We start from the raw sequence: 21763 nt of genomic DNA, 5'->3' as shown, positions 1-21763 counted from the left end.
ACAATTCATTTTTGGACTACTAAAAAACCGAAGTGAGTTAACAACAACGGGCATATCATCTTAATTTTCAATTAACTAAAAAGCTACCTAACAAACCCATGAAAAAAATCAATCACAAAATTCTTAGACAGTTAATTATTCTTGCACTAATTATTTTTTTAGGCGGATTGATCGTAAAATACATGTTACCCTATATCTCTGGAGTTTTAGGTGCACTTACGCTATATGTGGTACTGAGAAAATGGATGCTAAAATTGATTAACAAAGGGGTTAAAAGATCATGGGCTTCTATGTTACTAATACTAGTAGCGTTCATTGGTATTTTTATACCTATTTCAGGTGCCGGTTTTATGTTAAGTACACAGCTAGGAGATTTCGCCGATAAATCTGAACAAGTAACCAAAGCCTTTAAGGACCAAGTATCAAAAATTGAAAAATATATAGGTTACGATATTTCATCGACCATTGACCCCCAACAGGCATCTGGCTGGTTAACGGATAATATGCAAGGTTTTGCCAGTAGCACTTTTAACATATTTATTTCTTTGGGAATTTTATTGTTTTTACTTTATTATATGTTGAAGAGTCCAAAAAAGCTAAAAGAATCCTTATTGGAGTATATTCCATTAAGCAATAAAAATCTAGTAATCTTAGGCAAGGAAATTGACAACGTAGTTCGTTCTAATGCCATTGCCATACCTTTAGTTGCTTTAGCACAAGGAATTATAGCATTAATTGGATTTTATATTTTTGGTGTAGAGAATCCGTTATTTTGGTTTGTAATAGTCACTATTGGTTCAATGATACCTTTCATTGGTACCTTCATTGGTATTTTTCCGGTTTTTGTACTAAGTCTTGCCAGTGGCGAAGATTTTCAAGCCTGGGGCGTTTTAATATATGGCGTAACCGTAGTAGCAATGACCGATAATCTTATTAGACTTTTTGTTCTTAAAAAATTGGATAGCACACACCCTTTAATAACCTTAATTGGTGTTCTAATAGGTATTCCCCTATTTGGTTTTGTAGGATTAATTTTTGGTCCGTTGATTATCAATCTCTTTTTAATCATCGTTAAAATTTATAAACAGCAATATGGCATACAAAAACCGAATAGGCCACGTGCCCAACAGATGTAATTAACGGCTCAAGTATTTACTTAAAAAGCCGTAAACATCTTCGGATATTTTAAAGCGGTACAGAACACCTACGTAGAATATCATCATTAAAATGCTTTTAAGTATAATATTCAGTAACGGATGAAAAGAAAAATTAAAAGCAGAAAAAATTACGGCAACAACTATTAACAATGCTAGTACTTTTAATGTTTCATAGGTAAAAGGCAATATCTTAAATTTAGAATTTACATACCCCAACTTTAACGTATTATATATAAAAAAGGCACTAAAACTAGCAATAGCCGCACCGTTGATTCCATAAGTAGGTATCATCCAAAGATTAAATAATATAGCAAGCACGGCCAATAAAACTCCAAAAAACAAAATAGAACGATAATAATCAGAATTAAATAAAATACTGTTATTATTTCCTAACAATGCATCATATACTTTAACCAAACCTACCCAAAACACAATCATAAATCCGCCAGAATATTTCTCGGGCAGCAATTCATAAAGTTCGCTTAAGTTCAATAGAATTAACAGAAAAAGTATACCGGAAACTATAAACAACGTTAAAGAACTTTTCTGGTACAACTGTGCCAATGCACGCTTGTCGTTGTTGTTTAAATAAGTAGCCGTTAACGGATATGTTATTTGATGCATTGCCCTAGACGGCACTGCTATAGTAGATGCGATAAAACCTGCTACGGAATAAAATGCCACATTTTCAAGCTTTAGAAAATTGTTCAGCATTACCTTATCGACCTCCATAAGCACAATAGCTGTAGAACCTCCCAATATAATTAGGGCGCTATATTTAACAATGGTCTTCCAATTTTTTGGAAGCTCAAAGTTCAATATAGGTTTACGTATTGTATATGCATACAATTTCATGATTATAGCACGTAAAAGGTAAAAGCCTACCAAAGCATTGATAAAAAACTCAATATCAATAACCTTGAAGTATAAAAGAAGTAAAAGTATGGTCTGACCTATTCTACAAAAAATCTCTTTCATAAAATTGCCGAACATAGATTTCATCTTAATTCTGGCCCATGCGTAAAAAACCTCAAAATATGCCATTGCCATACCCGTTAAAAAGATATGCCATACATAATCCCTGACCACGTCGTTTTGTTTAGAGAGTAAGTTTCCAATAGCATCGTTGGCTACGTAACTTATGAAGGCAACGGGAATTATTAAAATTAAAGGCAGTAACAACATCAACGTCAAAAATGAATTTTGACTTTGCTCATTACTGAAGCTTGAATAAAATTTAACCAAGCTATTAGGCACACCAAAGGCCAGAATAGGCATAAGCACTGCAGATACGGATAATATTACCTGTATAAGGCCATAATTACTAGGCTGCATAAAATTGGTATACAAAAACAAGGTATTAGCAGCCCCTATAGCAAAACCAAAATAGGTTACAATAGTGTTGTTCAATGATTGTTTAAGTACGATGCCCATTAAATATATTCGACCAATTTACGGGTGAGCTCCCTTCTGCTATATTGCTCAATATTACCAGAGGTTACCTGTAATGTTCCTTTTTTAAATTGTTGAAACCAACTTAAAAGTACGTTTTTCAATTCAATATCATCCGTATAATCAAATATTTGACCGGTATGCGTCTCCTTAATAATGGAAGCAACTTCCCAATTTTTAGGACCTACACCTAATATAGGCCTCCTGGCCGCCATATATTCAAACAACTTACCAGGTATAATACCAACGGTATCATGAGAATCTATTTCTACCAATAACAAAATTTGGGACGCCCTTTGACATACCAATGCATCTTTATGAGAAACATAACCAACTATTTCAATATAATCCTGTAGTCCAAATTCCGTTAGTGTCGATAATAATTCTTCACTTACCACACCTATAAAACGTAGTTGTAGCGCATTTTTAATATCCTCATTCTCTTCTACCAAATTTGATAATACCCGCCATAAATTCAAAGGGTTTCTACCACTTAACAAGGAACCAATATGAGCAATGGTAAATTTGGCATCTAAATTGCCATCTGCCGCCACTTCACCATCAAATCCATTGGTAATCACCTTAATTGGCTTATTGGTAATATCCTGAAACTCTTGCTTCGTTTTAGTGCTGGTAACTATTATTTTATCGGCACTGCACAAAACATCGGACTCCAATTGTTTGTGTTTTTTTTCTGCAGATGAAGTTAGTTTTAATTTTTTATGATAGCCAATAGTAGTCCATGGGTCACGAAAATCCGCTATCCATTTCAATGGTCTAGCTTGCTTTAAATAATAACCGATTAAATGAACACTATGCGGAGGGCCGGTAGTGATTATAGTTTCTATGCCCTCTTTGTCCAAAACATCTTTTAAAAAATGGACCGATGGTTTTACCCAAAATTTTCGTGCATCCGGTATAAACAGATTGCCACGGATCCATAACAACGCTTTCTCTACAAAAGACTGATTTTTAGACTGAATAATACCGGAACTTATACGTTTTGTTTTCTTGTTAGAAAATATAGAAGCTATACGATAAGGCTCCTTTATTGGATGTTTGTAAATTTTTAGACCATTGGGAATATCTTGAGAAAAAGATGTGTCTAAAAGTGGATAATGAGGATTTTCAGGAATATACAGAACAGGTTCCACATTAAAATCCTTCAAATATTTTACAAACTTTAACCAACGCTGAACTCCAGGACCGCCGGCGGGTGGCCAATAGTAGGTAATGACCAGCACCTTTCTCATTATGCTTCTTCTTCCTTTTTAGAGTTCCAGAACGAAAAGCCAAATCCACCAATAATAACCAGGCCTAACAAAATTGTACTTGCCAAGGTGATCTTACTTCCTGTTTCAACTACTTCCGGCTCAAATTTAAATTCAATTTTATGCTCTCCTGACGGAATTTTTAATGCCCTAAGAACATAATTCACTTTAAAATGATCACTTTCCTGTCCATCGATATAGGCATTCCATCCATTCTTATAATACATCTCAGAAAACACAGCAACTCCTTCATTACTATTTTTAGTTGTATAGGTTAAATGATTGGGCTCATAATCGCTTAATAAGATTAAAGCAGTAGAGTCTACTTGATAAGTCAATGGATAAATATCAGAAAACTTTGAGGAATTAAAAACCGCTACATTTTTGGTATCTAAACTATCTAAAGCCATGATTTCAGCATCTGCATTGGCAACAGGTTCTAATTGAGAAACAAACCAAGCATTGCCGTTTGCATTAGGGTTTTCAATAGGAAATGAATTACCCTCTTGATCTTGCCTGATAACATATTTAATATTCATCATATTTAAAACGGACAAATTACCGTTATAAACATGAAAATTAAACAAATCTTGCATACCTGCAGGTTTAGCCGCATGATAGCCCGTTATACTTTGATGGAAGTATGCTGTTTTGGCGGAATCAAATCCGTCTGTTTGATCAAAAACCCTAAAAACCCCGTTATCCTTAGCAATAATCTTATTTGCGCTAGTCTCTTGAAAAGGCTCTAACATTTTACGTTTAGAAACAAAATTATCATTGTTCACATATCTTAGGTCCACCCCTACCAAATCAATTACAACTAAAACTCCAATTGCAATTATCAAAAAATTCATTTTCAATTTCTCTTTGAGGTACAACCAAATTAATAATGCGGTACCCAGCGCAAAAGCCAAGGAACGTAATAAATCGCTCGTATAAACACTTTTACGGTCTAAACGAAGCATTTCCGGTAATTCTTCCAGACCGGTCATTCTAAGACTATCGTCATTGGCACCTACAAAATGAAAAGCACCTTTAAATATGAACAGCACCACACCTAAACCTAGAACAATCGCTGAAGCTATAGTCAGAGCTTTTATCTTATCGGCCTGTGGAACTTTGCCTTTAAATAATTTTTTGAGTGCTAAAATGGCCAAAACCGGAACACAAAGTTCCAATACAATTTGTATGGATGAAACAGCCCTAAACTTATCATAAAGCGGAAAGTAATCGATCATAAAATCTGTCAAAGCACTGAAGTTTTTACCCCAAGACAGTACCAAGGACATAATAGACCCAAAAAGCAACCACCATTTATGTTTGCCCTTCACTAAAAATAATCCAAAAATAAATAAGAAAAATATGACTGCGCCCAAATATGCCGGACCAGAAGTCCCCGGTTGCTCCCCCCAATACAAAGGAAGACCACTAACAAAATCCAAAGCACTAGACCTAGCTAGACCTTTATCTATCAAATAATTATAAGACTTGGAGTCTTCACCCAAATTCTCCTGACTTGCACCACCAAAAAGACGGGGAACAAATAAGTTTAAAGATTCGGTAATACCATAACTCCAATTGGTAATATATGCCTTGCTCAACCCCCCGGTATCTTCTTTGGGCGAACCATCTGGGTTGATCGTTAACTCACTTTTGCCACGTGTGCTCCAATCAGCATATTCTTTTGTTGCCATCAACCCGGTAGCATTGGCAGCAATACCAAGGGTGACCGCTAACAATAAAATACCAACGGACAAGAAATAATGTTTCAACTTCCCATCTTTTATGGCATACACCAAATAGACCACTCCTAATATGAGTACCAATAACATAAAGTAATAGGTCATCTGGTAGTGGTTAGCTGTAATTTCCAAAGCCATGGCCAAGGCGGTTAAAACAAAACCCCACAGGTATTTCTTTCTAAATACCAGAACAATACCGCCCAACAATACCGGTAAATAGGCCATAGCATGTGCTTTTGCATTATGCCCGGCACCCAAAATAATAATAAGATAAGTAGAAAAACCAAACGCCAAAGCACCGACTATTGCCAACCTATAGTCTACTTTTAAACAACAAAGAAGTATATAAAAACCAATAAAATAGAGAAACAGGTAATCTGCCGGTCTAGGAAGAAACCTAATTAACCGATCTAATTTTTTTATATAGTTATGTGGATAGTTTGCTCCAAGTTGGTAGGTTGGCATACCACCAAAAGCACTATTTGTCCAATACGGTTCTTGATCTTTAGCCTTTCTAAAATCATTCTGCTCCTTTGCCATACCCGTATACTGTGCAATATCATGCTGGTACATTACTTTACCCTGCAGGACCGGACTAAAATAAGCCAAGGCGGCAATGATGAAAAATACGACAACAAAAAAATTGATGAAAAAGAATTTTAAGCCTTGCTTCATTTGCTAAATAGTAGTGTTTTGACAAAGATAACTAGTCTAGCTCTTCAAAATCAATGTATTCACCTACTTTTTCCGAATCGTTCTTTTTTCTAGATGGTTTTTTATTGATAATAACAGTTTCTTCTTCCTCGTGATCAAAAGGCCTTTGATTGTCAAAAGCTTCCCTAAAATGGGATTCAGTTTTCTTGACAGCGTAGTTCAAAATTCTAGGTGCAAACAATTTCGCCAAAAACTTCAGCAAATAGTACGCCAAAAGAATAATTAATATAGTTTTTAAAAAAGCCATTTATTCTTACTTAAGATATATCAAAAATACAATTATCACGTTGTATATAAAGAATCATACTATTAAAATAAATATAAAATCGTGTTCATAAATAGAATATTTACCACCTCTAAATCATATAAATACGTTTTAACGCTACTATTTTTTCTGCCTTTTGCGGGTATTTCCCAATATACAGATGTAATAAATTCTAATAGACCCGGCGTATCTGTAAGTGCGTATGCAGTAGGCAGAAATGTGGTACAAGCAGAAATGGGCCTGTTTTATGAGCAAAAGGACCATACACTTTTAAATACAGAATCTAATATTTGGGGTACAGATATTTCTTTACGATACGGTTTACTGTTCGAAAAACTAGAATTGAACTATGAAGGTACGTTTCAAGCCCAAAATCTAACTTATTTAAATTTTGACTTAGAAACCAACCGTAGAGATTTTTCCAGAAACAGATTGGGATTGAAATTTTTAGTTTACGACCCATTCAAAAATCCTGAAGCGAACAAGCCAAACTTATATAGCTGGAGAGCGAACCATAAATTTCAATTCAAAAACCTTTTACCTGCCGTTTCAATTTATGGTGGTGCAAATTTTGTATTAGGAGACAATCCTTTCTATGTAGGAGAGCCAACCATTTCATACCGCGGAATGATAGCAACACAAAGTAGATTAACACCTAGATTTGTATTAATTACCAATACTGCCTTTGATAGAATTACCACAGATGACCCTGAACTAAGCTATACCATTTCATTATCCCACGCGTTTAGAAATCCTAAATGGAGTGTGTTTGTTGAACATCAAGGAATAAATAGCGATCGTTATTCAGATTTGTTGATCCGTGGTGGTATTGCCCATTTATTAAAAGAAAACATTCAATTCGATTTTAATATGGGAGCTAGTTTAAAAAATACCCCTACCCGCATTTTCTTTGGTATAGGCGGCTCTTATAGAATGGATTTTCATAAAGACAAACTTAAACCTATTGAAGACCAAGAAGCAGATCAGAATGGCGGGGCAATAGACAAAAGGGCAATGAAGAAAAAAAAGAAAGAAAAGAACAAAAAAGGTAGCGGTGCCGAAGACATTGACCTTGGTCCTTCAAAAAAACAACTTAAAAAATTAAAGAAAGCGGAAAAAAAGAAAAAGAAAGAGAGTAGCGAAATTGACTTTTAAAGCACTGGCGCCACAACCCAATTTTCATTCTCAACCACTTTAATTTGTTGATTAATATTACTAATATTGACACTTCTAAAGAAGTTCAATGATCACACTACATGAAGCAAAAACAAAGCAAGACCTAAAACGCTTTGTAACCTTTCCTTTTTCGTTATATAAAAACAACAAGTATTGGGTACCACCAATAATAAATGACGAGCTAGAAAGCTTTGACAAGTCTAAAAACCCTGTTTTTAAAGATGCCGAAGCATGGTTCTTTCTTGCTAAGAACGGAGATAAAATTGTAGGTCGTGTAGCTGCGGTGATCAATCATCTAGAAATCAATCAACAAAACGTAAAAAAAATGCGCTTTGGATGGTTTGATTTTGTAGATGACCCAGAAGTATCAAAAACACTTTTAGAGAAAGTTGCAGAAATAGGTAAACAGAACAACCTAGAATATATGGAAGGCCCAGTAGGGTTTTCAAATTTAGATAAAGTGGGTGTTCTAGTAGAAGGTTTTGACCATATAGGTACTATGATCACATGGTACAACCACCCTTATTACAAAGACCATTACGAAAATTTGGGCTTTGTTAAGGAAAAGGAATACATGGAAAATAAATTTCCGGCAAAAAATGCAGATCCCGCACTATTTACAAAATTGAACGATTTGGTAAAAAGACGCTACGGATTAAAAGAAGTGAACTTTACAACTACCAAACAGGTTATGCCAATGGCAGATGAAATGTTCGACCTTTTTAACGAAACCTATGCCAACCTTTCATCTTTTGTTCCAATAACAGAAATACAAAAAGCTTACTTTAAAAAGAAGTATATAAGTTTTATTAACCCAGAGTACATTAAATTCATTAAAGATAAAGAAGACAAACTAATAGCCTTTGCCATAGTAATGCCCTCCTTTTCAGAAGCTTTACAGAAGGCAAAAGGTAAGTTGTTCCCATTTGGGCTTTTTCACTTATTAAAAGCTAAGAAAAACAGTAAAGATGTTATTTTCTATTTAATAGGTATTCATCCAGATTATCAAAATAAGGGAGTTACGGCCGTCATTTTCAACGAGTATTACAAAACGTTCAAAGCAAAAGGAATAGATATGTGCTATAGAACACCGGAATTGGAAGAAAACCTAGCAATCAAACAAATGTGGAAGCATTTTGACCCTGTCATCTATAAACGTAGAAGAACATATAGAAAACCACTTTAAAAATAAAAAGCCCGAAATCTAATGATTTCGGGCTTTTACAATTTCGTGCAATAAGAATTTACTCTCCCATTGCGGCCGCAACTGCGGCAGATAATCTTTTATAAGTTCCATTCTGCAAACGCTCTCTAATAGAAGAGAATGCCTGCAATGTTTCTTCTACATCCTGTAACGTGTGGGTAGCGGTAGGTATTAAACGTAAAAGTATAAGACCTTTAGGTATTACCGGATATACTACTATAGAACAGAAAATACCGTGGTTTTCACGTAAATCCTTTACCAAGGCCATAGCCTCTGGTATACTACCATTTAGATAAACCGGAGTAACACAACTAGTAGTTGTGCCAATGTCAAATCCTTTTTCTTTTAATCCGTTCTGCAACGCATTTACATTTTCCCACAATTTAGCTTTAAGCTCTGGTTGGGTACGTAACATCTCTAAGCGCTTTAAAGCACCTTTCACATAAACCATAGGTAATGATTTAGCGAACATTTGAGAACGAAGATTGTATTTTAAATAATCAATAATTTCTTGATCGGCGGCAACGAAAGCTCCAATACTTGCCATAGACTTAGCAAAAGTTGCTAGGTAAACATCAATACCATCTTGCACACCTTGTTCTTGGCCTGCACCGGCACCGGTCTCACCCAAGGTACCAAAACCATGTGCATCATCTACCAACAACCTAAATTTGAATTTTTCCTTTAAAGCAACAATTTCCTTTAGTATACCTTGCTCGCCACGCATACCAAAAACACCTTCGGATATTACCAAAATACCACCACCGGTCTGTTCTGCCAATTTGGTTGCACGCTCTAAATTCTTTTCTAGACTCTCTGCATTATTGTGAACGAAAGTAAAACGTTTACCCATGTGCAAACGCACACCGTCAATTATACAGGCATGACAATCAACATCATACACTATAATATCATCTTTAGTAACAAGGGCGTCTATTACAGACATAAAACCTTGGTATCCAAAATTCAGCAAATAAGAAGCTTCCTTTTGTACAAAAGCAGCACATTCCTGCTCCAATTGCTCATGAAACTCTGTATGACCACTCATCATTCTTGCTCCCATTGGGTATGCAGAACCATATTCAGCTGCAGCCTCACCATCTACCTTCTTAATCTCAGGAAGATTCGCCAAGCCTAAATAATCATTGATACTCCAGGTGATAACATCTTTTCCCTGAAATTTCATTCTATTAGAAATAGGACCTTCCAATTTAGGGAACACGAAGTAACCCTCTGCTTGTGAAGCCCATTTACCTAAAGGGCCTTTATTCGCTAAAATTCTATCAAATAAGTCTTTCATTGTTTAATTTGGATCTGTCTGCAAAAGTAAATAATTTTGATAAAAGAACATAAATTATTTATAACGCAAAAAAGTGGGCTATAAACCCACTTTATTTACAATTATATCTTAAAAAAATTACTTAATATATTGAATTTCCTGTGTTTCTTCCACCGTTTGCGTATTCAAGAAACCTTGATCCTCCATCCACTGGTCACTATATATTTTACTCATATAACGAGAACCATGATCAGGAAATATACACACTACATTACTATTTTTATCAAAGGTGTTCAATTCATTCAATTGTTTAATGGCCTGCATAACCGCACCACTGGTATACCCTACAAAAATACCTTCAGTTCTAGAAATTTCTCTAGCTGTATGTGCACTTTCAGCATCGGTAACTTTAATAAACTCATCTATAGCACTAAAATCCGTAGCACCGGGAATTAAGTTTTTTCCCAAACCTTCTATTCTATAAGGATAAATCTCATTGGTATCCAATTTACCGGTTTCATGATATTTTTTTAGGACAGAGCCATAAGCATCTACACCAATAACTTTTATATTCGGGTTTTGTTCCTTTAAATACCGTGCCGTTCCAGAAATTGTACCACCTGTACCACTACAGGCAATAAGATGTGTAATTTGCCCACCAGTCTGCTCCCATATCTCTGGACCAGTAGATCTATAATGGGCTTCCATATTCAACTGATTGAAATATTGGTTGATATAAATAGAACCTTTTGTTTCTTTATGCAACCTTTTTGCAACTTCGTAATATGACCTTGGATCATCTGCACTTACATGAGCCGGACATACATATACCTTTGCACCCATTGAGCGTAGCATATCTATTTTATCCGGAGATGACTTTGAACTTACCGCTAGAATACAATCGTACCCTTTTATAATACTTGCCATTGCAATACTAAAGCCGGTATTTCCCGAAGTTGTCTCTATTACTGTGCTGCCTTCCGTAAGTAAACCTGCTTTCTCTGCCTGCTCAATAATATGAATCGCTATTCTGTCTTTTGAAGAGTGACCCGGATTAAATGCTTCTACCTTAGCGTAAAAATTACCGGTAAGGTTTTCTGCTATTTTATTCAACTTAACTAGTGGTGTATTACCAACCAGCTCTAATATATTGTTGTAAGCCCTGATCTCATTTTTCATAAGGGGGATATCAATGTTTAATTAATATTTGTAGGAAATCGTTAAAATTTCCGTAGCAAATTTACAGTTTTTTTTCCACTATGCGATTTTACCTTCCAAATCTAAAAGAAATGCATATTCTTTTGCAACCTCTTTCAAAGACTCAAACCTACCCGAAGCACCGCCATGACCGGCGTCCATATTTGTATTTAATAGCAATAATTGGTCATCTTTCTTAAACTCCCTAAGCTTAGCGACCCACTTTGCAGGTTCAAAATACTGTACTTGAGAATCATGTAAGCCCGTTGTTACCAACATATGAGGATATGCCTGAGCCGTAACATTATCATAAGGAGAATATGACTTCATATAATCGTAATATACTTTGTCATTGGGGTTGCCCCATTCATCGTACTCCCCAGTGGTCAACGGTATTGAATCATCTAACATAGTAGTAACAACGTCTACAAAAGGTACCGCAGCAATAACACCGTTATAAATATCTGGTTGCATATTAATAATTGCACCCATTAACAGACCACCTGCAGATCCGCCCATTGCATACAAATGCTTATCGCTGGTCATTTTTTGCTCAATTAAATATTTAGAGCAATCAATAAAATCCGTAAACGTGTTTTTCTTTTTCAACAGTTTTCCTGTCTCGTACCACTTACGACCTAGGTACTCCCCTCCCCTTATATGAGCAATAGCAAACACAAATCCGCGGTCTAACAAACTTAATCTTACGGTAGAAAAATACGGGTCTATTGTAGACCCGTAAGATCCGTATGCATATTGTAAAATTGGCGTATTCTCATTTATGACCGTATCTTTTCTATAAACAAGTGACATCGGTATTTTTTCCCCGTCCCTGGCGGTTGCCCACAAACGTTCTTCCTTATAATTTTCCTTGTGGAACAGGCCACCAAGGACTTCTTGTTCTTTTTTGATTTCCTTTTCTTTGGTACGCATATTAAAATCAATGACCGAACTTGGTGTTGACATAGAGTTATAGGAGTATCTAAGAACCTCTGTATCAAAATCAGGATTACTACCTACATATGCAGTATATGTTTCACTTTCAAAAGGTAAATAGTATTCATCCGCACCGTCCCAACGAATAATTCTTATTTTATTAAGACCGTTCTCACGTTCTGAAAGCACATAATATTCCTTAAAAATATCTATATCTTCTAAAAGCACATCTGTTCTGTGCGGAATGAATTCTTGCCAATACCCAGAAAAAGTCTTGTCTTCAGATGTACGCATTAATTTAAAATTCTCCGCATCATCTTTATTCGTTAATATAAAGAAACTATCGTCATAATGAAAAATGGTATATTCCAATCCGCGTTCTCTAGGTGAAAACATTTGAAAATCACCATCAGGCGTATCCGTTGAAAGAATTTGAAATTCTGAAGTTAAGGTACTAAATGATCCAATTACCAAAAATTTCTTTGATTTGGTTTTATAAATAAACGTACTGAACGTATCATCTTTTTCTTGAAAAACCAATACATCTTCAGATGTAGGCGTACCTAATTTATGTTTATAAATTTTATCCGATCTAAGGGTAACCGGATCTTTACGAGTATAAAACAGGGTTTCATTATCATTTGCCCAGACACCACCACCTGTTGTATTCTCAATTTTATCCTCTAAAACCAAACCTGTTTCAAGATTTTTAATCTGTAGGGTATATTGCCTTCTAGAAACAGTATCCACACCAAAAGCAGCCATTTTATTATTTGGACTAATGGCTATACCTCCAAGACTAAAGTAATCATAGCCTTTAGCCATGTCATTGCAATTGAACATGATTTCCTCTTCAGTATCTAGATTATTTTTAAATCTAGAGTATAAAGGGTATTCACCACCAATAATATATCTGGTACTATACCAGTAATCATTCAATTTATAAGGAACAGAAGAATCGTCTTCTTTGATCCTACCTTTCATTTCCTGAAATAAATCTTCCTGAAATTTTTTGGTATGCTCAGTTAAGGCATCGTAATATTTATTCTCAGCTTCCAGATAAGAAATAACATCTTTGTTTTCTTTATCGTTCAACCAATAGTAATTATCAACCCGAACATCATCATGAATGATCAATTCTTTCGGAAGTTTTTGCGCCTTTGGCGGATGCTTAACACTCATACAAAATACATTATAAAATAAGATGGCAAAAATAAGACTAATTAACAGACCCCCGTTTTATTACCGTTAAAAACTAGAATGCCTCTATTTTTATTATTTTTACAACCTAAAATAAAAATGAAATTATGTTCGGAGATATGATGGGTATGATGGGAAAACTCAAAGAAACCCAAAAAAAAGTAGAAGAAACTAAAAAAAGATTAGATACAGTTTCATTAGAAGAAAAATCTAACGATGGTTTAATTTCTGTGACAATTACAGCGAATAGAGAAGTCAAGAAAATAGTAATAGATGACAGTCTTTTGCAAGATAAAGAGCAATTAGAAGATTATTTAATACTTACCTTGAACAAAGCTATAAAGAACGCAACCAACGTAAACGAAACAGAATTAGCTGCAGTTGCCAAAGACGGAATGCCCAATATTCCTGGGATGGATTCGTTATTTAAGTAAGATTGGCAAGTTATTTGTAGATATTCTTTAAAATATAAATTATGAAGTATTTTATTTTATTATTCATGATTCCGCTTTTTGCTTCGGCTCAAGCAGATTTCAATAGCGTAGACGATTCTAAATGGTTAACTAATTATGATACTGCCATTTCAAAAGCTAAAAAGCAAAACAAGAACGTTTTGGTTTACTTTACCGGTAGTGATTGGTGCCCGCCTTGTAAAATGCTTAAAACAGATTTATTCGACACTAAAGAGTTTAAAGAACTATCCAATAATTACATATTACTTTATATAGATGTACCCAGAAACAGAGATTTAATATCAGAAAAACAAATGGTGCACAATAAAGCCTTATTAACAAAATTAAATAAGAAAAAAGTATTTCCGTTATTCAAGATTATAGATGCAAAAGGAAATGAATTAGATAAATTATCCGGTTATAGCATGAACGGTGTTGTAGATTCGCACCTTAGACTTTTAGAGAAGAACAAGTAATAAGATTCATTTAAAAATAAAAAGGGCTTACATGATGTAAGCCCTTTTTATTTTTAAATACCACTGTAACCCATATAAAACATAACGCTTAGGTAAATGCATGACATTCTTTTTAAATAGCTAGATAAAACACCTAAGGGCAAGCCCTGAGGTATTCAAAGAAATTAAACTATTAAATTCGAGGCAAGCCTAGGGGTATTATACCCTTTGGTGGTGCCAATAAAAAACTACAATCGTTTCCATGAAATTAAAAAGTTAATCACTCCTATTATTTGTCATATCTCTGATTACAAGCATTGTTACTGATTACATTTCTTATAATTAAAACCAACCCTTGGAACCTCAGCAATAAAAATTATCCTGACAACCTAAATATTAGTAACCAAGACTCTTTAAAGCACATATTAAACTTTACTGATTACAATGAATCGTAAAGTAAAAATCATACGTATAGAATGGTAGTTATAAAGCATAAAAAAAGGGCTTACTTGTTGTAAGCCCTTCTTCACTAAATAACCTAATAATTAGTTATTAATTAATCTAAATTGAGTTCTTCTGTTTACAGCGTGCTCTCTTGCAGTACAAGAAACACCATCGCTACATCTGTTCAATAATTTAGTTTCACCGTAACCGTTAGCAACTAAAAGACTAGAGTTAACACCTTTAGAGATTAAGTAATCTGCTACAGCTTTAGCTCTTCTTTCAGAAAGATCTTGGTTAGAAGCCGCACCACCTTGAGAATCTGTATGAGACGCTAATTCAACTTTAACACCTGGGTTTTGAGCTAATACAGGCAACAATCTGTTATCTATGATACTTTTAGCTTGAGAAGTTAACGTAGCACTTCCAGAATCCCAGTTGATAGGTAAAGCTTGGTACTCAACTAATGCACATTCTACTTCTTTCCATGTAGTTAAACCACCTTTTTCCTTTAAAACTTCTTTTGTAATAGTCGTAGTTTTTGCAGGAACTATTTCTTCAACAGTATAAGCATCTTTATCCAATACGGTTTTAGTAATTTCTCTGTACTCAGCAGGAATAATTTTCTCTACAACAGTAGCAGGAGAAATCAATACTGATTTAGTGTACGATCCATTCTTAGAAGGTAATGGAGTACTTGTTGTTGAAGCATCACTTGCAAGAACCTGAGTTGAAATTGTCTCAAATTGTGCTGGATACCCTTTGTAACACCAGTATCTACAATCATCTGGATTTCCAGATTCACAATCAGGAGCGGCAACACCTAACTCCCATTGAGCGTAAGCTGGCTTTATTTCTAATGTTTGTGTGCTAGGAGAAAAAGAAGCAGGAATCACCTGTAAAGAATTTCCACCTCCTTTAGATACATACGTTACCGTTTCTGTTCCCCACTTAGCAGGAACTACTGTAAGTACTTTTTCTTCTTCTCTCACTAATACACGTTCTGTCACTGTCTTAAAAGTAGCAGGAATCGTTTTTAAAATCTTGTACGACGGATTTGTTGTAATCGTAGTAGTTTCATTTACATAAACATCTGGAGTTGTACAACGCACGTAACATTTACCTGGCTCTGGATTTGAAGGCAAATCTTGGGCCATTGCAAACGACGCTGAAAATGCAACTGCTAGGAATAATACTTTTTTCATTTTGATAAGGATTTTTTTTTAATAATTAATATTTGGCAATTTATGTTAATATTTTAACATTTCAATAAGAAAAGCCCTACTTTTTAAAAGCTTTTTCTTAATCAAAAGTTAATGAATCAACCTCTCAATAGATAAGACACAGTATTATTTAAAAAGTCACTAAAAAGCAGAGAAAATATTAATTATCTTTAGTGAGATGATCAAAATAGATAAAAAAGAAGATGGGCTATATCAGTTTATTTTAAAATCTGAAAATGGCAATACATTATTAAAGAGCGTTCCATTTAGTACTGAAAACGAAATAGATAGCGCTTTAAAAGAAGTGAAATTTTTAAAGAACAGCAACGGTAAATTGTTTGAGCGCAGAACAAACACGGATGGCAAATTTTTAATTGAATTAAAAAATACCGATGGAAAAATAATTGGCTCCAGCGGACTTTACTCCTCTGAAGCCGGTATGGAAAACGGTATTTTAAATATATCTAACAGTATTGACATTGATATTAAATAGATTTTAATATCATCAATAATTCATTATGCATATCATCAGTATAATCTAAATGGGTAACCATTCTTAACTTACCCTGACCCATGCTTATGATTAAAACATTTTTTTCTTTTAGTCTATTCACAAACTGATCACTGGACATAAAAGACTCATCAATCTCAAAAATGACGATATTAGTCTCAATAGGTTCCACTTTTTTTATAAAAGATTTGGCAGACAGCGCAACACCTATCTCTTTTGCCTTTATATGATCTTCCGTTAATCTTTCTACGTGATTATCTAAGGCATAAATTGCCGCTGCCGCCAGAAATCCGGATTGGCGCATACCACCACCGAAAATTTTACGAATACGAAGCGCTTTATCCATTTGCTCTTTGGTCCCTAATAATAAAGAGCCAACTGGGCAACCCAAGCCTTTACTTAAACAAACGCTAATAGTATCGAATAGCTGTCCATACTGTAATGTAGTTTCATTTTTTTCTACCATGGCATTCCACAAACGGGCCCCGTCTAAATGAAATCCTAATTTATGATCATCACAAACCTTTCTTATTTTTTCAAGCTCTTTAAAATCCCAGCAAGTACCACCACCTTTATTAGCGGTATTTTCTACACAGACCAAAGTAGATAACGGACTATGGTAAAAATCTGGCGGGTTAATAGAAGCTTCCACTTGTGCCGCTTTCATTGTACCTCTGTCCCCATCCACCAAGCGACATGAGACCCCACTATTAAAACTTACTCCACCACCCTCATAATTATAAATATGCGCGTATTTATCACAAATTAATTGCTCACCAGGTTGAGTATGCAATTTTATGGCCGTTTGGTTGGTCATAGTGCCACTAGGAAAAAACAATGCAGACTCCATTCCAAAAAGTTTGGCCGCTTTATCCTCTAACGCATTTACCGTTGGATCTTCTTTAAAGACATCATCACCAACAGCTGCCGACATCATTGCATCTAACATACCTGGTGTAGGTTTCGTTACCGTATCACTGATAAGATTAATAAGCATAAATAAAATGTAAAGATTGAATTAATGAAAACAATTTGTTCCTATTGGCGACCCATCAGGAATTTTTGGCGAAGGTATCACTTTGAACAATTCTGGGCGTGCTTTAAAAGAGTTAATCCTCCTAACCATTTCCGCACTTATAGCAGATGTTCCAGAATCTTTTTCCAACAGAGCACTTAATTCCGTTAATTTTTGAGATGCAATTGCATTTACCTGTGGATGCACATTTGTGTGCCCTGCCAAGTTCATAATATGATGCAATACCCTAAAATTAATAATAGTCTGCGCTTCGTTCAAATAAGCGTCTTTCTGTTTATTATTAATAGTCGATGCTATTAATTTATTAAACACATCATCTAATCCTAAATTTCCTTGATCAATAGCTTTTTGCTGAATAAGCCTAGAAGCTTTCTCTGGATGCAATAAAAACTTCAAGGTCATATCCGAAGCAGTTTCTACCGCAGACAATGCATCAAAAGAAACTCCTGTTTTACCTTTTATAGACTCTCTTGTACGGGGAGTACCAAAAGATCTTGGAGGAAACAAGCTTAACTTATCCTTAGGTATGGCCAATTCATTTGCGTCTAAAGTTTTTAAAACACTTCTTAATGCCTTCTCTTGCATCTCTTTACCAGCAATAGCTACAACTTCTTGCCCATCACCTTTTATTGCATAATTATATTCTAATCCGCCTATAACCTTTGCTACACCTTCCGTTTGATATCTATGAAAAAAATAAAGCGGAACAAATACGTCTTCTAAAACGGAATACGGTGTACCTTCTTTAATATTATCAACAGAGAAATTGTTTATAGCCACCTTGCGCAGTTTTAACATATCATCTAATTCTTTGCTAACATCTGTACCATTATCCCAAAGGTGTGCCAACACATGTGCGCTACCTTGCGGGCGTGCATCTTGATCGGTTATATATCGTAATCCGTCCGCTTTTGCTTTATCTAGAATTTTATTCAAACCTTCCTGCTCATTTTCACCATCGTTAAAATCTTGATAGGAATAAGCAACCGTAACCTTATCCCAATCTCCTATGCCTACTTCATATGCCTTAGAAAATTCAACCTTACCATCGTTTAAGGTAAATTGTGGATGCGGATAATCCATAACCGATGATTTACCGGTTGTACTTGCCGCGTAATTGTGGGCAAAACCCAAGGTATGACCAATTTCATGAGCAGATAATTGACGAATACGTGCAATGGCCATTTCTAACATTGGTTGGTAATTATCATCTCTTTCCGCAAAAGGTCTATTCATCAATGCCTGGGCAATCAAGAAATCTTGTCGTATTCTCAAGCTACCTAGACTAACATGACCTTTCATAATTTCACCAGTTCTGGGATCTGTTATACTACTACCATAACTCCACCCTCTTGTAGAGCGGTGTACCCATTGTATTACATTGTACCTAACATCTAGGGGGTCGGCATCATCGGGTAGCATTTTAATTTGAAAAGCATCTTTATAGCCAATTGCTTCAAAAGCTTGGTTCCACCAACGGCCACCTTCTAAAAGTGCAGACCTAACAGGCTCTGGCGTGCCGTTATCCAAATAATAAATAATAGGCTCGACCGCCTCACTGACCGCTGCTGTAGGGTTCTTTTTCTCTAAACGATGCCTTCTAATAAATTGCTTTAAAATATTAGATTCCACCGGGGTGGCATAATCATAATAGCTAAAAGGAGATGAACCGGACCTAGGATCAAACACTCTTTTTTTATACTTATTATCAGGTAACGCTATAAAAGAATGATGCTCTGCAACGGTAACCAGATCTGCATTGGGTGCAACACTCCTTATATAACTACCTGTTGCCTGACCTTTAAATGTCAAAGTAACATCGAACTCAACATTTTTAGGAAATGCCTTCGTCCTTTCTAAAGCAAAGGCACTTTTAGATTTATCCAGACTATAAGAACCTTGCTCGGTTCTTTTTAATCGGTTAGACACACCATGGGCATCTTGCATTAAAAAATCGGTGATATCAATTATATATTTACCACCCTTCTCTTCTATTATTGGAAAACCGAACAATATTGATTTTGCAAATGCTTGCTCAACAGATTTACGCTCTAATTCATTTTCGGTAATTGCCCTATACTTTAAGTTAGGCTGAACCAAAAGTAATTTGTTACCGGCTTTTTTGAAAAATACCACCTGCTCATCGCCAAGCTGACCACGATCCAAACCAATATCATTACTACCAATACCACTACTTAAAGCATACACATATAAGAATTCTTCTTCTAAATTATCTACCTCTAAAAAAATCTTATCAGTGTTAGCGTCGTAATAAAAATCATAAAGTCCCTCGTACTTTACAAAATTTTTCTTTTGGTCGTTAAACTGTGCAAACAACATATTAAAGGACAGTAGTACCAACCCTAAAAAAAGTGCGTAGTTTTTTCTCATTTTCTATAAGTTTTGCTTAAAAGTATTGAAAAACTAACGAACCAAAACCAAGAGCAACTAACTAAATTATAAAAATCATTCTTGTTAAAAAACCTACAGAATAATTATAGAATAAAGAAAAATACTGTCGATTATTACAGAAATGCCATTTGTTTATTGCTTTTTATCCTGTACCTTTTACAAAAGAATATATATGACCAATATTGAAAATCAAATTTTCTCTTCTTATCAAAGAAACCCAGACCTATATGATGAAATCTATGATAAGAACGGAAAAATAAAGGGGGTATATCAAAAACTGTTCAACCTTTATGGCGAACATTCCATTAACGATTATGTTTCTTTGAACAACAAGGCAAAATCATCCTTTTTCAATCAGGGTATTACTTTTCAAGTATATGGCGATAAGAATGTTCAAGAAAAGATTTTTCCGTTCGATTTATTTCCTAGAATTATTGACCCCGTGGATTGGGACATAATAGAACGCGGGTCTATACAAAGAAGCAAGGCTCTGAACTTATTTCTATGGGATATATATCACGATAAAAAAATATTAAAAGACAATGTTGTTCCTATAGATTTGATAACGTCATCTGCCAACTATTTAGATCAGATGAACGGAATAAATCCGCCTGGCGGCATTTACAACCACATATCCGGCACGGATGTCATTAAACATAAGGACGGTAAATATTATGTCCTTGAAGATAATATTAGATGTCCCTCTGGTGTAAGCTATGTCATATGTAACCGCACAGCACTTAAAAAGGCCTTATTTGGTGTATTCAACCACTACCAAACACACACCGTTACAAACTATGCCGAAAATTTATTAGAACTCCTAGAGTCTGTAAAACCCAAAGGTGTGGATATACCTAATGTAGTAGTCATAACACCAGGTATGTACAATTCGGCATTTTATGAACACTCATACTTGGCCAAAACTATGGGAGTTGAATTGGTAGAGGGCCGAGATCTTTTTGTAGAAAATGATTTTGTTTACATGAAGACCATAAAGGGACCGGAGAAGGTAGATGTTATTTATAGAAGAATAGACGATCAATTTATAGACCCATTAGAGTTTAACCCAGATTCTGTTTTAGGCGTACCAGGCTTGTTCGCTGCATATAAAAAAGGAAACGTGACTCTTGCTAACGCGCCCGGCACCGGAGTAGCAGATGACAAGGCGGTCTACACCTACATGCCACAGATCATTAAATATTACCTAAATGAAGAACCAATTTTAAACAATGTCCACACCTACCACTGCAGTAGACCAGATGAATTAAAATATGTTCTTGAGCAAATTCATGAATTAGTGATCAAACCTGTAGATGAAGCTGGCGGTTATGGTATTTCTATAGGAAATAGGCTGACCAAATCAGAAATAGAAAAGGTTAAGGCCGAAGTCAAGGCAAGCCCAAGAAAATATGTAGCACAACCTATAATGTCCTTGTCCGTTCACCCAACATATATAGACGACTCTGAGTCTTTTGAACAACGACACGTAGATTTAAGAACATTTACAGTACTTGGCAAGGACAAAGAATTTGTTTTAAAAGGCGGATTGACACGTGTTGCATTAAAGAAAGGAAACTTAATAGTCAATTCATCTCAAGGAGGTGGATCAAAAGACACCTGGGTACTAAAAAAATAAAGAA

17 protein-coding genes are annotated in these 21763 nt (G+C 35.2%); 7 read left to right on the top strand and 10 right to left on the bottom strand.

Features of this window, described 5'->3' with window-relative positions; translation table 11 throughout:
- The first annotated feature begins 98 nt into the window (after positions 1–98).
- Entirely contained in the window at positions 99–1136 is a 1038-nt protein-coding gene (locus QZ657_RS03125; protein WP_291964915.1) for an AI-2E family transporter, read from the top strand.
- Here QZ657_RS03125 and QZ657_RS03120 read toward each other — a convergent pair whose 3' ends face one another.
- Genes QZ657_RS03120 through QZ657_RS03105 form a run of 4 tightly spaced genes read right to left on the bottom strand, consistent with a single transcriptional unit; the run spans position 1137 to position 6583 of the window.
- Positions 1137–2591: an oligosaccharide flippase family protein gene (locus QZ657_RS03120; RefSeq protein ID WP_291964912.1), complete on the bottom strand. Its 1455-nt coding sequence runs from the start codon at positions 2589–2591 to the stop codon at positions 1137–1139. It abuts the gene before it with no gap.
- Positions 2591–3862, bottom strand: a complete 1272-nt coding sequence (locus tag QZ657_RS03115; RefSeq protein WP_291964910.1) for a glycosyltransferase family 4 protein — start codon at positions 3860–3862, stop codon at positions 2591–2593. The genes QZ657_RS03120 and QZ657_RS03115 overlap by 1 nt, the downstream gene beginning before the upstream one ends.
- Complete coding sequence (locus tag QZ657_RS03110) at positions 3862–6297, bottom strand: YfhO family protein (protein ID WP_291961071.1); 2436 nt, start codon at positions 6295–6297, stop codon at positions 3862–3864. Before QZ657_RS03110 ends, QZ657_RS03115 begins: the two co-directional genes overlap by 1 nt.
- A 31-nt stretch (positions 6298–6328) precedes the next feature.
- Entirely contained in the window at positions 6329–6583 is a 255-nt protein-coding gene (locus QZ657_RS03105; RefSeq protein ID WP_291964908.1) for a DUF4834 domain-containing protein, read from the bottom strand.
- A gap of 87 nt (positions 6584–6670) precedes the next feature.
- On the opposite strand from QZ657_RS03105, the gene QZ657_RS03100 reads away from it, so the two are divergent.
- The gene (locus QZ657_RS03100; RefSeq protein WP_291964977.1) at positions 6671–7756 is read left to right on the top strand and encodes a transporter; all 1086 of its coding nucleotides are present in this window, start codon (positions 6671–6673) and stop codon (positions 7754–7756) included.
- Between the two features lie 88 nt (positions 7757–7844).
- A complete protein-coding gene (locus tag QZ657_RS03095; protein WP_291961074.1) occupies positions 7845–8963 on the top strand; it encodes a GTP cyclohydrolase in 1119 nt (372 codons plus the stop codon).
- A 58-nt stretch (positions 8964–9021) separates the two neighbouring features.
- Here QZ657_RS03095 and QZ657_RS03090 read toward each other — a convergent pair whose 3' ends face one another.
- From QZ657_RS03090 to QZ657_RS03080, 3 genes are all read right to left on the bottom strand, one after another.
- Positions 9022–10281 (bottom strand): aminotransferase class I/II-fold pyridoxal phosphate-dependent enzyme, encoded by a 1260-nt coding sequence (locus QZ657_RS03090; RefSeq protein WP_276473008.1) that lies wholly within the window; start codon positions 10279–10281, stop codon positions 9022–9024.
- A 117-nt stretch (positions 10282–10398) separates the two neighbouring features.
- Complete coding sequence (locus QZ657_RS03085; protein ID WP_276473009.1) at positions 10399–11439, bottom strand: PLP-dependent cysteine synthase family protein; 1041 nt, start codon at positions 11437–11439, stop codon at positions 10399–10401.
- Between the two features lie 78 nt (positions 11440–11517).
- Complete coding sequence (locus QZ657_RS03080; RefSeq protein ID WP_291964906.1) at positions 11518–13575, bottom strand: S9 family peptidase; 2058 nt, start codon at positions 13573–13575, stop codon at positions 11518–11520.
- 125 nt (positions 13576–13700) lie between these two features.
- On the opposite strand from QZ657_RS03080, the gene QZ657_RS03075 reads away from it, so the two are divergent.
- Positions 13701–14027 carry a YbaB/EbfC family nucleoid-associated protein gene (locus QZ657_RS03075; protein ID WP_291961077.1) on the top strand — a complete coding sequence of 109 codons (327 nt, stop codon included), beginning with the start codon at positions 13701–13703 and terminating at the stop codon, positions 14025–14027.
- Between the two features lie 41 nt (positions 14028–14068).
- Positions 14069–14521: a thioredoxin family protein gene (locus QZ657_RS03070; protein ID WP_276473012.1), complete on the top strand. Its 453-nt coding sequence runs from the start codon at positions 14069–14071 to the stop codon at positions 14519–14521.
- A gap of 524 nt (positions 14522–15045) precedes the next feature.
- Here QZ657_RS03070 and QZ657_RS03065 read toward each other — a convergent pair.
- Positions 15046–16146, bottom strand: a complete 1101-nt coding sequence (locus QZ657_RS03065; protein ID WP_276473013.1) for an OmpA family protein — start codon at positions 16144–16146, stop codon at positions 15046–15048.
- Between the two features lie 196 nt (positions 16147–16342).
- On the opposite strand from QZ657_RS03065, the gene QZ657_RS03060 reads away from it, so the two are divergent.
- Positions 16343–16657, top strand: a complete 315-nt coding sequence (locus tag QZ657_RS03060; RefSeq protein ID WP_291961080.1) for a YegP family protein — start codon at positions 16343–16345, stop codon at positions 16655–16657.
- Here the strand turns inward: QZ657_RS03060 and QZ657_RS03055 are convergent.
- Both QZ657_RS03055 and QZ657_RS03050 read right to left on the bottom strand, forming a co-directional pair.
- Positions 16650–17672 (bottom strand): threonine aldolase family protein, encoded by a 1023-nt coding sequence (locus tag QZ657_RS03055; protein ID WP_291964904.1) that lies wholly within the window; start codon positions 17670–17672, stop codon positions 16650–16652. The genes QZ657_RS03060 and QZ657_RS03055 overlap by 8 nt on opposite strands.
- Before the next feature lie 21 nt (positions 17673–17693).
- On the bottom strand, positions 17694–20102 hold the full coding sequence (locus QZ657_RS03050; RefSeq protein ID WP_291964903.1) for a zinc-dependent metalloprotease: 2409 nt from the start codon (positions 20100–20102) through the stop codon (positions 17694–17696).
- A 193-nt stretch (positions 20103–20295) separates the two neighbouring features.
- Between QZ657_RS03050 and QZ657_RS03045 the strand changes: the two genes are divergently transcribed.
- The gene (locus tag QZ657_RS03045) at positions 20296–21759 is read left to right on the top strand and encodes a circularly permuted type 2 ATP-grasp protein (protein WP_291964900.1); all 1464 of its coding nucleotides are present in this window, start codon (positions 20296–20298) and stop codon (positions 21757–21759) included.
- Positions 21760–21763 lie beyond the last annotated feature (4 nt).

Source organism: Maribacter sp. (assembly GCA_020629415.1).
GTDB classification, from domain to species: domain Bacteria; phylum Bacteroidota; class Bacteroidia; order Flavobacteriales; family Flavobacteriaceae; genus Maribacter; species Maribacter huludaoensis.
Note: the sequence above shows the minus strand (reverse complement) of the source record. Positions and strands in the feature narration are given on the sequence as shown.

What these genes read in the sequence shown, in the direction of transcription:
- QZ657_RS03125 (WP_291964915.1), top strand. Translation starts at nt 99, where the DNA reads ATGAAAAAAATCAATCACAAAATTCTTAGACAGTTAATTATTCTTGCA.
- QZ657_RS03120 (WP_291964912.1), bottom strand. Translation starts at nt 2,591, where the DNA reads ATGGGCATCGTACTTAAACAATCATTGAACAACACTATTGTAACCTAT.
- QZ657_RS03115 (WP_291964910.1), bottom strand. Translation starts at nt 3,862, where the DNA reads ATGAGAAAGGTGCTGGTCATTACCTACTATTGGCCACCCGCCGGCGGT.
- QZ657_RS03110 (WP_291961071.1), bottom strand. Translation starts at nt 6,297, where the DNA reads ATGAAGCAAGGCTTAAAATTCTTTTTCATCAATTTTTTTGTTGTCGTA.
- QZ657_RS03105 (WP_291964908.1), bottom strand. Translation starts at nt 6,583, where the DNA reads ATGGCTTTTTTAAAAACTATATTAATTATTCTTTTGGCGTACTATTTG.
- QZ657_RS03095 (WP_291961074.1), top strand. Translation starts at nt 7,845, where the DNA reads ATGATCACACTACATGAAGCAAAAACAAAGCAAGACCTAAAACGCTTT.
- QZ657_RS03090 (WP_276473008.1), bottom strand. Translation starts at nt 10,281, where the DNA reads ATGAAAGACTTATTTGATAGAATTTTAGCGAATAAAGGCCCTTTAGGT.
- QZ657_RS03085 (WP_276473009.1), bottom strand. Translation starts at nt 11,439, where the DNA reads ATGAAAAATGAGATCAGGGCTTACAACAATATATTAGAGCTGGTTGGT.
- QZ657_RS03080 (WP_291964906.1), bottom strand. Translation starts at nt 13,575, where the DNA reads ATGAGTGTTAAGCATCCGCCAAAGGCGCAAAAACTTCCGAAAGAATTG.
- QZ657_RS03075 (WP_291961077.1), top strand. Translation starts at nt 13,701, where the DNA reads ATGTTCGGAGATATGATGGGTATGATGGGAAAACTCAAAGAAACCCAA.
- QZ657_RS03070 (WP_276473012.1), top strand. Translation starts at nt 14,069, where the DNA reads ATGAAGTATTTTATTTTATTATTCATGATTCCGCTTTTTGCTTCGGCT.
- QZ657_RS03065 (WP_276473013.1), bottom strand. Translation starts at nt 16,146, where the DNA reads ATGAAAAAAGTATTATTCCTAGCAGTTGCATTTTCAGCGTCGTTTGCA.
- QZ657_RS03060 (WP_291961080.1), top strand. Translation starts at nt 16,343, where the DNA reads ATGATCAAAATAGATAAAAAAGAAGATGGGCTATATCAGTTTATTTTA.
- QZ657_RS03055 (WP_291964904.1), bottom strand. Translation starts at nt 17,672, where the DNA reads ATGCTTATTAATCTTATCAGTGATACGGTAACGAAACCTACACCAGGT.
- QZ657_RS03050 (WP_291964903.1), bottom strand. Translation starts at nt 20,102, where the DNA reads ATGAGAAAAAACTACGCACTTTTTTTAGGGTTGGTACTACTGTCCTTT.
- QZ657_RS03045 (WP_291964900.1), top strand. Translation starts at nt 20,296, where the DNA reads ATGACCAATATTGAAAATCAAATTTTCTCTTCTTATCAAAGAAACCCA.